Raw genomic sequence first — 14,263 nt, forward strand, 5'->3', positions numbered from 1 at the left:
TGTCATTGGACAAACTAACTTTTATTCTTTCAGTAACTGGCTATGACTATTGCTTCTCTTTCCACTAAAACTTTTGATGAAACGAGCAGACATATATTTTCTCGCCGCTCGCACTTGCCGAACAGAAGCAATGCTCTGTGGCGAATTGAAACTGGAGTAGTGCGAACTGTAACGTGGCTTGAAGATGGCACAATTATCACCTTGGGATTGTGGGGGCCTGGTGATACGATCGGCAAACCGATCTCAAAATGCGATCCTTTTCAAATTGAATGCCTCACTAAAGTCGAGGCAATTTTACTATCGGGCGATCGCTGGCTAAATAGAGATATTTTGCTCCGTCACATTCAGCAGGCTGAAGATTTTATGGTAATGCGAGGTTACAAAAGAGTTGATTTTATGCTCTATCAACTATTAACTTGGCTGGCTAAGAGGTTTGGTTCTGAGGTAGAGCGAGGACATCTGATCGATATGATTTTAACGCATCAGGACATTGCAGAAATTATCGGTACAAGTCGCGTAACTGTCACTCGCACCCTCGGTCATTTTGAGCAGCAAGGCTTGATAGATCGTCTGCCACTCCACCGGATTATTCTGCAACCTTCTGAGGTGTGGCACTACGAAATTTGACACTCCCCTGCCTAAAGGCGAGGGGATTCTTGATTCGCAGAATCGACTTGCCGATGCAGAATTACTTCAACATCGGTAGCGGTCAATTCTCCACAAGCGTTCGGATCTAAAATCCAAGTTCCGGTGTGCCCCACCGTACTCAATCCCCGACTTAGAATATTTTTAGCGGCATTCCAATCACGATCTAATACGCATCCACACCGACAAGCATGGGTTCGCGTTGATAGAGTTTTCTTAACAATTGTTCCGCAGTTAGAGCATTCTTGACTTGTTCCATTGGCTGGCACGGCAATCGTAATTCTTCCGAATACTTTGCCGAAATATTCCAACCACACTCGGAACATATACCAAGATGCGTCGTTAATCGATTTCGCTAGACAGTGATTCTTCACCATATTTTTACTCCTCAAATCTTCGTAGGCTACACAGTCGCTAGACTGGATCACACATCTTGCCAATTTCACGGCAAAATCTTTACGTTGCCTACTTATTTTGAGGTGGCGCTTTCCTAAAATCACTCTAGCCTTTTTTCTATTTTGCGAACCCTTGACTCGTTTGGCAACTCGTCTTTGGGCTTTTTTTAACCTGCGCTCGGACTTGCCCAGAAATCGCGGATTTTCGACTGCAACACCATTGGAATCTGTGTAGAACTCTTTTAGTCCCACGTCTAATCCAATGGCGTTGCCAGTAATTTCAATCTTCTCAGAGCGATCAACTTGAATGCAGAACTGGACGTAATATCCGTCTGCTCGCTTTACCAAGCGCACTCGCTTGATTTGACTGCGTTGGTAGAAATGCAAGTCGCGCGTTCCTTTTAATTTGAGTTTCCCGATTCCTTTCTTATCGGTAAAAGTAATAGATTTCCGGTCATCTGCCAGACGCCAGCCAGTAGTCTTGTATTCGACCGAGCGGTTGTCTTTCTGGAATTGCGGGAATCCTTTTTTTCCTGGGACTTTCTTTTTACAGTTGTCATAGAATCGGGAGATCGCCGACCACGCTCTTTCTGAGCTAGATTGGCGAGCCATGCTGTTTAAGTCATCGCAAAACGGGAATTCTTTAGCTAGAACAGCGCTGTACTTGTTTAAGCCGTATTTATCGACTTTTGTGTTTTCCATCCAAAAGCGCAATGCTTTGTTGCGGATGAACTGCACCGTTCTAATTGCTTCGTCTACAGCGTCAAATTGCTGTTTTTTACCGAATGCTTTGAACTCAAAAACTAGCATGACTTCGACCTCATCACGATATCTTTATGCTAGCGGGGCTGGCTTAATATTGCCGAATTATTCACAAAAATATACAAACACAAGTACGGGCGTATCCCTAAATTAAGAGAAAGCCGTCCTACAAGGACGGGGTTTTAAACCCAGTTTTGTGAGAATTTGCATTTATTAAATTTTCTCCTCCACTGGTCAATAAGGTCAAAAGCAAGGGTGACGATCGCACTTGCTTTTATATTTCTCCTGATGTCTTTCTTCTCACTGCCAACAGATGCGATATCTCGCACCTGTTGACTGCCGCCAAGTAGGTGAGTATGAATCAACTTAACGATGACACAGCATATATCCGCCTACCTACTTAGCCCTTACTTTAAGGGGGCGGTATTGCCTCTAATATACTCGCTCCCTGCAACATTTGAGACTTTCGGGCTCTACCCGCTTCTGGGTATTCCCAAGACGGTGAAAAGGGTGGAACCAAGAAGGAGCAAGCTTTCCACCCACCCTGTACCCCCACGCCGAGCATCAGGCAGTTTCCACCCCTGTGCCCGTGCTGCTCGTAATACCGACAGTGCCGACAGCTTAAACCTACATTTACGTTGCTCACGGGATTTCTCCAACCGTTTTTGTAATAAAAATATACTAACACCTGTACACCTACCGGAATTGTGTACTATGATAGAATGTACAATTTAAACTCGATCGCCAGTGGGGAATGTGGAACTATCTTCTAGAGTACAATATGCCCTGTTAGCGCTCTTGGAACTGGCGAGCCACTACCCGAAGGATTCGCCCCTAACAGTAAGCGAACTTACTGCTTCTGGTGAGATACCCGAACGCTATCTAGACCAAATTCTTGCCGTGCTGCGGCGTGCAAGTATTGTCCAGAGTTTGCGGGGTGCTAAAGGCGGTTATTTGCTGGCGAAAGAGCCTTGGCAGATTACTTTGCTAGAGGTGTTTTCGACACTCGAAGGATCCGGCAGCAGCCCGACCCAAAAAGTTTCGGAATCTGTAACAATAGAAAAAACTGCGGTGCTAGAAATCTGGCAGGAAGCTCAACAGGCATCTTGGGCTGTTTTGGGGAAATATACATTACAAGATTTGTGCGAACAGCGGGATGTTCGCAAACAAGCACATCCCATGTACTACATTTAAGTGGAGAGAAATTAAGCCATGAGAATTGCTAAGGATGTTACAGGAATAATTGGCAGAACTCCTTTAGTTCAGCTCAATAAAATTCCCCAAGCCGAAGGAGTAGTTGCTCAAATTGTGGCAAAATTGGAAGGGATGAATCCGGCTGCTTCGGTGAAAGATCGGATTGCAGCGAGCATGATTCAGGCTGCAGAAGATGCGGGGTTAATTCAACCGGGGAAAACTATTTTAGTTGAACCAACTTCAGGAAATACGGGAATTGCTTTGGCAATGATCGCGGCGGCGAAAGGGTACAGTCTGATTTTAACGATGCCGGATACGATGAGTACGGAACGCCGATCGATGTTAAAAGCTTACGGAGCTCAGTTGGAATTAACTCCGGGACATGAAGGGATGTTAAGCGCGATCGCCCGTGCGGAAGAAATTGTAGAAGAAACCCCCGATGCTTTCATGCTGCAACAGTTTCGCAACCCCGCTAATCCAAAAATTCACCGGGAGACAACGGCCGAGGAAATTTGGGAAGATACAGAGGGTAAAGTAGATTTTTTAGTTGCTGGAGTTGGCACCGGCGGTACGATTACGGGAGTTGCTGAAGTAATTAAACCGCGAAAGTCTAGTTTTAGGGTAATTGCAGTTGAACCCGCAAGCAGCCCCGTGCTTTCTGGAGGCAAATCTGGTGCTCACAAAATTCAAGGGATTGGTGCAGGATTCATCCCGGAAGTGTTGAAACCCGAGTTAATTGATGAAACAATCGCAGTTAGCGACGCAGATGCGATCGCTTACAGCCGCCGGCTTGCCAGAGAAGAAGGATTGTTGTCAGGAATTTCTGCCGGCGCCGCTTTGTATGCCGCAATTCAAGTCGGCAAGCGTCCCGAAAATGCTGGAAAATTGATAGTTTTTGTGCAGCCCTCTTATGGCGAACGCTACCTCAGTACAGCGCTGTTTAAAGACTTTGAATTGCCGACAGTCAGCGAACTTGAAGCATTAGTCAGCAAGTATTAAATTGTAGGCACCGGGCGATCGCCCCTCCTGCGGCATTGATATCAGCTTAACCCGAAAGACCGCCAGGGAATTAATTCCCTGGCTCAAAGCGAAAGTCCTCGCTATTAGGACTAATGAGTTATATCATGTCCGGTCAATTAACCATGATTCCTGTAGGGGCGGGTTCGCCCAGATATTGAATAGAAACGGGAAAATCTGTAAACCCGCCCCGGCATTTAATCGCGGTCAATCGATAGGACATGATATTAATAGTCCTCATAGCGAGGACTTCAGCTTTGAGGCAGGGGTTTAAACCCCTGCCGTAATGCAGCGAAAGCGCATATTTGTTGACAGCAATACTCCTGACATTACCCTACTTTTCAGACTTGATACAACTTCCAACTAGCCATCGCCAACATTCCGTAAATAACAAACTTTAGCGGGCGTTGAGGCATAATTTGGCAGAATTTAGCACCTACTAAAACTCCCGGCACCGAACCCAACCAAATTGGCAAAACTAAACTCCAGTCTACCGTTCCGAGGCTGAGGTGTCCCAGAGATGTAAACATCAACAAAATTGCCGCCTGCGAAATATCTGTACCCACCAATTTAGAAGTATCCAGGCGGAAAAAAGCAATCAGCAACAGTGCAAACATCGAACCGGAAGACACGCTAGTGATTCCCACTATGCAGCCTAAAATTGCTGCAGCACTCACAGTACAAATACGGCCAGAATTAGTATTTAAGTCCCATTTAGGGGGCGAAGGCAATTTAAAACTAGGGAAAAATGTTTTGACCACTAATTGGGTCAGGGATAAAGCGACAATTAGTGCGATCCCTACTCCGAGACAGCGCAGCAATATGCTGTCTAAGTCCTGACTTCCGCTGGATTTGATGCAGTGTAAAATCCACACGCCAGCCAGGGAACCGGGTACGCTACCCAATGCCAGCCACTTAACTACTTGCAAGTCGAGGGTTTTTTGCTGCCAGTGTTTGAAGCCACCAACAACTTTCATCAGTGTAGCAGCTACGACATCCGAACTAATGGCAATTGATGCCGGAATCTGGAAAACAAAAATTAACATTGGGGTGATGAGCGATGCTCCGCCAACTCCGGTAAAACCAACGATAATGCCCACAAAAAAGCTGAGAAACGATAGTAATAAGTAATTCACTGTTATGCCCAAAAACTGTGTATTTAAGCGCTGCCAACCAACAAATAGATAACTTGGGTGGCTAGAACAACACAGCTACACAGGCTAAATATCACTTGCATCTCAAGATTTTTAACCCAAAAAATGTCTCTTCAACACTTTTGATTGGTCGCGTTTTCAGCAACAATGTTCTTGGTAAAAGTAAGTAAATGCAAATAAACAATCCTACACAAATTGTAGTGTAAAAGCTCCCTGATTTTCTTAAATGTCCCTGTGTAACTGCTCGAAAACCCTCGATTTATTTATGGGGTTTATATTCTGCCTTTTACCTTGAAGTGACGAGCGTCACAGGTAAAGCAGAGCTGAGGTTAACCGACTGCTGGCCGGAAAAGAAATCGGGAGTATCGAGAACATTAAAATGAATCAATGCCACAATGACAACTGTGAAGGCGGTTGATGATACTAAACCCGTTAATAACTCTTTTTTGAGGTTTTTTTCCTTGGGTTTGTCTGTAAAAACATCTAAAGTTCCTAGCTGCATCAACAGAATTCCCACAATATTGGAAAGCCAGTAGCCGACAATTGTGCAAGGAAACAGTAAATCTGGGGAAAGCCAACTAAAGATATACCCAAAGGCGTAGGCAATTGGCAGATTGAAAAATATGTCGTTCCACCAACACAGCGGTGATAACAAATATCCAATTGCCAGAAGCAACCCGCCTCGGATTTTTTTAAACCAGACTTCGTTAAAGCCCTTAGCTTCTGGCAACTGTTGGGTAAGTTGTCCTGCAAGCTGGTACTCTTGACTGACTTTTTTAGCGTTTTCCACGTTAATAGCTCATAACTCGCTCGACTTACCGTAGTTTAACAGCAAAGCTGAATTATGTCTAGTAAGTCAATCGACTTACCGTACTTTAGCTGCACAGGGGTAAGTCTACTTTCTTTGTGGCAGCAAAATATCGATCTGGGACAGGTTGTTGAGAACAGACAAGATTGCAAAAGTCCTTTTAATCAAATTTTCGGACGGGCTAGAAGCCCATCCCACAAGAAAAAAAATTTTGTGGGATGGGCTTCTAGCCCGTCCTAATTATTTTTGCAATTTTGTCTAATGCTGCCTGATGTCCTTTTTGCAATCAATCGGGTATTACAAGACTACTTGGGCTCAGGGCGGTTGCCAAAATTGAATAAATTACTCCAATCCCCAATAAGCCCACAGCGGAACTGAAAAATAAAACCATGCCGTCAGGGGGATTGTAGGTATCGTGGTCAATTTGGTGGCGAACGGTGAAGTAGTGCTTAGTTGAGATTAAGACTGTCACCCAACCTATTAGAGAGAAGATTAAACCCAACTTCCACCCCATCGCCTGACGGTAATGTACGGGCATTTGCACGACGCGAAGTCGGATGATGACGACGCCAAAAGCCATGAGGGCGATCGCAGCCCGCATCCATGCTAAGAAGGTGCGCTCATTTGCCGATCGATCGATCGCCCGCGACAGATTTTGCAGGTTTGGTTTCTCATCATCTACTGGCATCGGTTGGAACGATAATTGCACGCGATCGAACTCTTTAATATTCATAGTGAACCGCCACCATTATTCAGGTGCCATCAAACCAAATGAGCTAGAAGGAACGGTGAACATATAATAAATTACCCCAGCCCCTAGGAGTGCGATCGCGAGGCTAAAAAGAATTACCCAGCGATCCGTAGGTTCATAAGTATCGTAATCGATATCCTGACGGACACCAAAGTAGTGCTTAGTTGAGAATAACACCGTCAGCAAACCCACTGCTGAAAAAAGCAAACCCAACTTCCAGCCATTGCCGGGAGTTGGGAGTAGAGGGGGATGAAAGGTGCGAAGGCGCACGATAACTACGCCAAAACCCATCAGCGATATTGCTGTCCGCATCCATGCTAAATAAGTGCGCTCGTTTGCCAAGTGATCCCGCACCCGCGACGGATTTGGTCGCTTAATCTTTTCTGTAATTACTTTTGTGGATTTCCAATTTAATAGCATAGATAAACCTTTTAATTTTTACTGGAAATGAGAAGGTAAACCGATATATTTGCGCTGGGACGATTATCCGCCGGGTATTTATACCCGGCGGGATTTTGCGTTGCAACGGGCTTTACACAGCCGATCGCATTACAACTTCACCAAACCTAATCATTTTCCTCAGTAGGGGCGTTGGGAACTTGCGTATCTATGTAAGCCTGAGTCACATCAGGAACAAACCAATTCGCATCCCCAGGCTGGAAAACCTTAGCAGTAGGAACGTTGAATTCTACAGCCCCCGTATCGGGATTAGCTCTGGCTACAACTTGAGTTCCGTCAACTATCTTAACAGCTAGACCCCCCGTCAATTCTTCTGAAGGTTGATCTGTCGTTCTTAAATCAGTTGCTTTGATATCGCTGGGTAGATAAATTCCATCGCAATCCCATTTATGTTCAGTTGTTTGGCCGTCAGCTAGAAAATAAAGGGCATTCTCGTAAGAAGAAGAAGCTGCTTTTTTGCGTTTCTGGCCGTAGACAGCCAGGGTTTTTCCTGTCTCGTTGCGGCACTGACCCCAAGGTTTTCCAGTTTCTAAAGTGTATTTTTGAAACTCCAATTGAGAGATTTTTTGCTGAAGTTGCTCAGGGGTATAATTCTGGGCGGTATCGGGTGCGTCTTTCGCTGCCTTGAGAGTGTTCAGAGCTTGAGTCACTTCTATGTAGTCGGGATTGCTCGCATATTTCGGCGTTTTTGGAGCGTCTGCCCAAGATGGGGGAACGAATACTAAATTGGCGGCCATTACCAACAGCACTAAAACAAATTTGAAGATTTTCACAATTTTTCTCCTTTTCTCGATTGTCAGGTTTTTTCCAACTTTCTGTTTGCTTGCTATTTTAGGACTTAGGCAAAAACAATATCTCTTTAACTGGTTTGCCGGAGAAACCAAATTTTGCAGAATCGAAAAATCTGGTTTTTTAGGATTAGACCTATTGTAAAAGTCTATCGGTGTGGGGTAGTGGCAAAGTGTTCGGGCGATATTTTAAGGATTCCTCCTCAAATTTTTAGCTGAGTTGGATTCACCACTACAGGATTTAGTGAAATGACAGGTATATTCTTGCCTAATTCTGGCAACTTGCTAGCTCACAAAATGGCTTGAACTTTCGTAAAAATTCGAGGCTAAATTAGTTTAAAGCTGCTTTTAGCTCGGTTAATTAGTTCATTATTAACTTAGCATATTTGGTGATATATGGCAAGTAATTTAGAGACCATTTTAAGAAAACAATTGGTAAGGCAAAAATGATAGCTTATAAATTATGAACATCGGAAAAGTTATCTGCCTAGAAAGGGATGTAAGTAGCGGAACCGAGGCTAATTCTTAGTTGAATTAAAATGCCGGGAGCAGGCGATAAGTACCGCTTTCAATCAGAATAAATATTCCCAAGCCAATTAATACAAAAGGGACAACAGCCTTGGTATAGCGAGTCAAAATATGGGCGATCGCCCTTTGGCGAGTTAACCGATAAGCGGCATAAGACCAAACACCTACCATCACCGAGAAAACCGCCAAAATCACCAGCAAGCTCGGCAAATCGCTGCTAGCAAACAGCGGCAAGTAAATACCGATGTTGTCACCCCCATTCGCTACTGTTACCGCAGCCACATTCAAAGTTTGGGGGTTGAAAAGATTCGCAAGTCTTGACACAGCAGATGAGTTAGATTGACGGTTAAATTCGCCCGATACTGCTTGTACGTCATTTTCATCATTTTCTCTCTTGACTAAGTGACTGATGCCGATCGCGATCGGAACCAAACCCAGCAAGCCAATCCAAGCTTTCGGCACAATTAACCCACCAAAAAAACCGGGCAAACTAGCAGCTATGAGTGCTGCAAATCCGAGGTACTTACCGACAAAGATATGCCGGGGGCGGAAAGTATCATTTACCTGGGCGAAGAACAGCATCGAAATCACCATATCGTCGATATTGGTTGCGGCAAAAGATGTAATCCCGGCAATAATCGCTGCTGCAATCCAATTCATGTGGTGTCCCTGCAATTTTTTTAAACTTCAGTTTCGCTGGCGTTACTTCTGCTCATCGTTATCAAACAGAAACCGCAACCAACTAAAGATATTATACTTAAAGTGGGGCTTGCCAGAGTGCCGCTTTTAACCAGAATTGCCATTCCCAATCCGATCAAAACAAAAGGCACAAGCTGATTGCCGTAGCGAGTCAAAGTATCTGCGATCGCCCGCATTTGAATTAACCGATAAGCAGCGTAGCACCAAACGCCCACCATCGCGAAGAATACGCCGAGAATCACCGCCAAACTTTCTAAAGTATTGCTAGCAAAAAGCGGTACATATATCCCGATATTGTCGCCGCCATTTGCCACCGTCACCGCTGCTACGCTGTAAGTTTGAGGAGACAGAAAACTGCTAAAAAAAGAGTTCTCTGATTGCTCTAATTCTGCCTCAGATTCCGAATCGTCAGTTTCTGGATTCAGCAAGCGGCTAAGCCCGATCGCAATTGGCAGCAAACCCAGCATTCCGATCCAATCTGGCGGAAAGATTAAGCTGCCAAAAAAGCCGGGAAGGCTAGCCAAAACCAGTGCAGTAAAGCCCAGAAACTGACCGAAGACGATATGCCTGCGCCGAAATATTGCATTCACCTGCGAGAAAAACAGCAGCAGAATCAGAATATCGTCAAGGTTCGTAGCCGTAAAAGCTGTCATCCCCGTAGAAATTGCTGTTAGTAATTCATTCATTTCTGTGTCTCCTCAGATTTTTTATTTCGTTCTACTGGCTGGGATCGTATCTTAGGAACGGGCAAGATGCCCGTTCCACACAAATTAAATTTTATTGTGGCTAGTTGCTCCTAGCCTGCCCTTGAAAGGCCGATCGACAATGCTGCAATATCTCAGTCAAAACCAGTTGCTAAAAACTCTTCGTCCTGGCTGAGAACTGGTAACTGCTAATCAAAAACCATCACTGTCAAAGGGGACTGTTTTCAATCGAACACCACCGTAAATTGCATTTTCTTCGTCGAATTTGGCATGAATTGCGTCAATACCATGCTCCATCGAACGCACAAGTCCAGGAGAGCGCCGCCGCTGCAACACAAACCACCCGCAAGTAGCAACCAAATACATCAAGAACAAGTAAGGAAACGCATCGTAAGGAGCTTCGGGAACTGGGAACATAGTGCTGCCTGGAATGCCCACACTGCCCGCAATCGGAATCATCATAAATGCGATCGCCACCACCGAGAACACCACATCCCGCAGGCGCAATTTACCAATTTTGTGCAAGTAAACTGGAGCCGCGATCGAAATCAAGATGTATACAGTTAAAAATCCGTAGCTGCAAATTGCCCCCAAATAACCCATACAATCGAACAGTTTGATGTTAAACATAGACATCACAGCAGGCACCAAAAATGTCATAAATGTACACATCGTTACTGCAACGTGGGGAGTTCTATTAGACGAATGCGCTACACCTAATGAAGAGTGAAACAAACCGTGCCGCGCCATCATAAAAAACACTCTCGCGGCTGGATTGATGCTGCCGAGCACGCAAGCAAAAAAGCTAAATAAAGCGCCGAAAGCCACTAACTCTCCCAGCCAGCCCATCCCGACTTGTTGCGCTAGAAAAGTCAGAGGTTCTTCACTATTAGTAATAGAAACTCCAGTACCGCTAAAACCCAAAACCTCAATATAGGTCATCAAAATGAAGAATAAGCCTGCCATGACAGCACTGCCCATGACAGCTCTGGGGATATTTTTTAAGGGTTTTTTGGCTTCGTCGCCCAGAGATGTAGCGCTTTCAAAACCTGAGAAACCAAACATTACTAAGACAAGTCCCGTCGCTATGTTGCCCGGAGTTACGCCTTCCAAAGTTAATTGGGACATATCCAGGGCAAAACCTTTGTGCGCCCAGATGATAATTCCTAAAAGTGCGATCGCAGCCACTGATGCTCCTTCCAGCCACAGCATCGCCATAGCTGAGAGTTGGATATCTTTATAACCTGCATACCAAGCAACGCCCGCCCCGATCGCTAACAGCGTAATCGGCGAGGGATGGATGCCTAAATGACCGATGAAAGTACCCGTAAAGTTGGCAAAACCACACAAAACGGCCATCGCAGTAAATAGATAAGCGAGTACCAAACTCCAGCCGCAAATTACGCCGGCAGTCGGGCCAAGTCCTTTAACAATATAAGAATAAAGAGAACCTGCAGAAGCCGATCGACTCGCAAATTGGTTGATATTGATGCTGACAAATACTAGGCCTATCAAGCCGATGAGAAAGCTCAGCCAAGCCCCGTTACCCGAAAGAGCGACGATTAAACCTATATTAGATGCGGGTATAGTTGTAGGTGCAATGACGGCAAAGGATTGAGCTAAAACCTCCCCGAAGGAGAGGCAGTCCGGCTTTAAGCCGTGGGGACTGTGATTTTTTGGCGTTTTCTTAGTCATTTATCTTCTCTCTTTTTGTTGATCGACTTTTGGCGATCGGCTTAAACTTGTCGGTGCCGCTTCAGCATCGGGCCCTGCGTTAGAAGCTTAAGTATCACCTTAAGGCTCTTGACAGGTAGAATCAAATAGTCTTGTTTATCGAATTAATAAATACAAGTGATGCAGTGCCGTGGCCAAAGAACTGTTGGAAGACGAGACCTATCTGTCGCCACCAGCCCAAACCCTTGATGTTAAAAGGAAACATTAAATAGCGGCGGGCAACCGTGCTTTTCTGGGAATTCCAGTCTGTACCAGAGACTCGAAAAGTTCAGGTCAAAGTTCAGCCGCCAAAGATTTTTATTTCAAAAAAGAACTGTCTGTATTTAGTAAAAGGGTACTCAGCATGGCCGGAATGACGCTTGACCAACTGCGAGTTTTTCTAGCTGTCGCGGAACACCTGCACTTCAGCCGCGCAGCGGAGGAACTTTACATCACCCAACCCGCTGTCAGCGCGACAATCCAAAGCTTAGAGGCGCAATACGGAGTAAAACTATTTCACCGCATCGGCCGCCGCATCGAAATCACAGATGCTGGGAAGTTGCTGCAAGTTGAAACGCAGAAAATTCTAGACCAAGTTGCTTTGACAGAGAGAGGTTTGCGGGAGTTGAACGACTTGCAGCGAGGCGAATTAAACTTGGGTTGCAGTCTGACCATTGGCAATTATTGGTTGCCTGATAAACTTAGCAAGTTCAAACAAAAATATCCTGGTATTTGCGTGAATTGTACTCTGGCAAATGCCGAAGAAATTTGTGCAGGGACGGCGACGGGAACATTTGATTTGGGTTTAGTGACGGGAGACCTCAAAGCTTCGCTTAAGAGCACTCTGGAGGAAGAAGTTATAGGCAGCGAACGCTTGCTGATTGTAGTTGGCAAATCTCACCCTTGGTTTGAACGTGCAGAGGTGAGTTTAGCGGAAATTGCGAAAACGGATTGGGTGATGCGAGAAGCTGGTTCTGGAGTTCAGCAAATGTTGGAACAAGCTTTGCAAAGTTGGGGCATTAATCCCCAGGAATTGAATGTAACTTTAGTTTTGAACAGCAGTGAAATGGTAAAAGCAGTGGTGGAAAGCGGCACAGGTGCAGCGGCTATTCCTGAATTGATGGTAAAAAAAGAATTGCAGCTATCTACACTGCGATCGATTAAAATTATAGATAGCCAACCAAGTTCTAATGTAGGTATGGAAATAATTAAACCTGTTTTAAAACTGAAGCACCGACAGCGTTTTCAAACGGGAATTGCTAAAGCCTTTGAACAGATATTAACTTAAGGTGCGGGTAATATCATGTCCGATCGATCGCCAATAATACATAAGCCGGGGCGGGTTTGTGAGATTGTCCGTTAGGGGCAAATATTATTGGTGAACCCGCCCCTACAAGAATCAGGGTAATCGACCGGACATGATATAATTGGTAATTCAGGACTTACGCACGAATAGTCAAGAAACCTGGTTTTTTACCGACATAAAAAGCTAAATTCCCTGTATTTTTGTACTGGACTTGTGCACCGATGGTCAATCGATTTTAGATTTTAGATTTTAGATTAAAGAATTGAAGCATTGACTTGCGCGAGATAAATACGTTCGGCAAGTTTCATCGGATACAGGTTTTTTATTTCTGGACGGATGAATCACGTGGCGGGTATCCTGGATGCTTTCGGTCAGAAACCGGGTTTTTTTCCGAAAATCCTTCGTTGTAGGTCACAGATTAGGTAAAAAACCCGGTTTCTTTGGGCTGATGCGTCCAGGGCTGTTATCTCTCAACCAATTTCCTCAAGTCCAATAAATTTTTACCCCCATCACCAACAATCAGCGGCAATTTCCCATCCCATTTTTCTATAGCCTGCCTTTCCAAAAGTTCGGGAGTCAAATTGTCCCGCAGCAACCTTTGCACTTCGGCTTCTCCCTTGGCTAAATTCACCTTAGCCTCGGCCTGTTTTACTGCCTTCAGCGCTAAAAACTCCCCTCTTTTTGCCTCCTGTTCGGCAATTTGTTTCGCCTCCACCGCCTCGCTAAACCGCTCAGAAAAGTGAACGTGTACTAAAGAAATATCGTCAACGGCAATGTGATATGTAACCAGCCTCAAGGTCAAAGAATCATCAACGGCGGCTTTAACTTCTCCCCGTTTAGTAATAATTTCTTCAGCCGTGTATTTGGCCATAACTGCTTTTAATACTTCTTCAACTGCCGGATCTATAATGCGAACCACGACTTCTTTTTCGTCACCTATTTGTTGAAAAATAGCATTTGCTTCTTCTGGGATAATGTGCCAATTGAGCGCTACATCCGTGAAAACATCTTGCAAATCTTTTGAGGAAGCTTCAGCGGAACTTTCCTGTTTTTGTACCCTGACGCTCAACTTTTTTACAGTATAAACTGTGGGAACTATTACGTGAATTCCTTCTCCTAGTACCTGTTCTTGCACTTTGCCAAACTGCATCAGGACGCCCCGTTCTCCAGCGTTGACTATGATAAAAAATTTGGAAAAAATAGCTAAAAATACTATTACTACAGCTAGTTGAACAGCTAGGTAAAAATCTTTATTTTTTTTATTGCTGGATTTGAGTGAGTCAACGTTACTGCTGGATTCTAAAACCATATTCCACCCCGATCGCACTTAATTCTCTGCT

General features: G+C 44.8%; 14 protein-coding genes. 4 read left to right on the plus strand and 10 right to left on the minus strand.

Annotated elements, in window-relative coordinates; translation table 11 throughout:
- The first annotated feature begins 42 nt into the window (after positions 1-42).
- Positions 43-627 (plus strand): Crp/Fnr family transcriptional regulator, encoded by a 585-nt coding sequence (locus QUB10_RS04100; protein ID WP_333199779.1) that lies wholly within the window; start codon positions 43-45, stop codon positions 625-627.
- A gap of 11 nt (positions 628-638) precedes the next feature.
- On the opposite strand, the gene QUB10_RS04105 is transcribed toward QUB10_RS04100, so the two are convergent.
- Entirely contained in the window at positions 639-1,850 is a 1,212-nt protein-coding gene (locus tag QUB10_RS04105; protein WP_333199781.1) for a transposase, read from the minus strand.
- A gap of 708 nt (positions 1,851-2,558) precedes the next feature.
- On the opposite strand from QUB10_RS04105, the gene QUB10_RS04110 reads away from it, so the two are divergent.
- Positions 2,559-2,996 carry an Rrf2 family transcriptional regulator gene (locus tag QUB10_RS04110; RefSeq protein WP_333199783.1) on the plus strand — a complete coding sequence of 146 codons (438 nt, stop codon included), beginning with the start codon at positions 2,559-2,561 and terminating at the stop codon, positions 2,994-2,996.
- An 18-nt stretch (positions 2,997-3,014) separates the two neighbouring features.
- Positions 3,015-3,995 carry a cysteine synthase A gene (gene cysK, locus QUB10_RS04115; protein ID WP_333199785.1) on the plus strand — a complete coding sequence of 327 codons (981 nt, stop codon included), beginning with the start codon at positions 3,015-3,017 and terminating at the stop codon, positions 3,993-3,995.
- A gap of 359 nt (positions 3,996-4,354) precedes the next feature.
- Here the strand turns inward: cysK and QUB10_RS04120 are convergent, their stop codons facing one another.
- The 8 genes from QUB10_RS04120 to QUB10_RS04155 form a co-directional block, all read right to left on the minus strand.
- Positions 4,355-5,149, minus strand: a complete 795-nt coding sequence (locus QUB10_RS04120; protein WP_333199787.1) for a sulfite exporter TauE/SafE family protein — start codon at positions 5,147-5,149, stop codon at positions 4,355-4,357.
- A gap of 304 nt (positions 5,150-5,453) precedes the next feature.
- Entirely contained in the window at positions 5,454-5,957 is a 504-nt protein-coding gene (locus tag QUB10_RS04125; protein WP_333199789.1) for a hypothetical protein, read from the minus strand.
- Between the two features lie 304 nt (positions 5,958-6,261).
- The gene (locus tag QUB10_RS04130; RefSeq protein WP_333199791.1) at positions 6,262-6,708 is read right to left on the minus strand and encodes a DUF202 domain-containing protein; all 447 of its coding nucleotides are present in this window, start codon (positions 6,706-6,708) and stop codon (positions 6,262-6,264) included.
- Between the two features lie 15 nt (positions 6,709-6,723).
- Positions 6,724-7,146, minus strand: coding sequence for a DUF202 domain-containing protein (locus QUB10_RS04135; protein ID WP_333199793.1), 423 nt, complete (start codon positions 7,144-7,146; stop codon positions 6,724-6,726).
- Between the two features lie 146 nt (positions 7,147-7,292).
- Complete coding sequence (locus QUB10_RS04140; RefSeq protein ID WP_333199795.1) at positions 7,293-7,958, minus strand: hypothetical protein; 666 nt, start codon at positions 7,956-7,958, stop codon at positions 7,293-7,295.
- Positions 7,959-8,507: 549 nt separating this feature from the next.
- Positions 8,508-9,161 (minus strand): cadmium resistance transporter, encoded by a 654-nt coding sequence (locus QUB10_RS04145; protein ID WP_333199797.1) that lies wholly within the window; start codon positions 9,159-9,161, stop codon positions 8,508-8,510.
- A 20-nt stretch (positions 9,162-9,181) separates the two neighbouring features.
- Positions 9,182-9,886, minus strand: a complete 705-nt coding sequence (locus tag QUB10_RS04150) for a cadmium resistance transporter (protein WP_333199799.1) — start codon at positions 9,884-9,886, stop codon at positions 9,182-9,184.
- A 210-nt stretch (positions 9,887-10,096) separates the two neighbouring features.
- Positions 10,097-11,599 (minus strand): APC family permease, encoded by a 1,503-nt coding sequence (locus tag QUB10_RS04155; protein WP_333199801.1) that lies wholly within the window; start codon positions 11,597-11,599, stop codon positions 10,097-10,099.
- 382 nt (positions 11,600-11,981) lie between these two features.
- On the opposite strand from QUB10_RS04155, the gene QUB10_RS04160 reads away from it, so the two are divergent.
- Positions 11,982-12,905, plus strand: coding sequence for a LysR family transcriptional regulator (locus QUB10_RS04160; protein WP_333199803.1), 924 nt, complete (start codon positions 11,982-11,984; stop codon positions 12,903-12,905).
- A gap of 481 nt (positions 12,906-13,386) precedes the next feature.
- On the opposite strand, the gene QUB10_RS04165 is transcribed toward QUB10_RS04160, so the two are convergent.
- Positions 13,387-14,232 (minus strand): prohibitin family protein, encoded by an 846-nt coding sequence (locus QUB10_RS04165; protein ID WP_333199805.1) that lies wholly within the window; start codon positions 14,230-14,232, stop codon positions 13,387-13,389.
- Between the last annotated feature and the right edge of the window lie 31 nt (positions 14,233-14,263).

The organism is Microcoleus sp. B5-D4, from assembly GCF_036705145.1.
Classification (GTDB): domain Bacteria; phylum Cyanobacteriota; class Cyanobacteriia; order Cyanobacteriales; family Microcoleaceae; genus Microcoleus.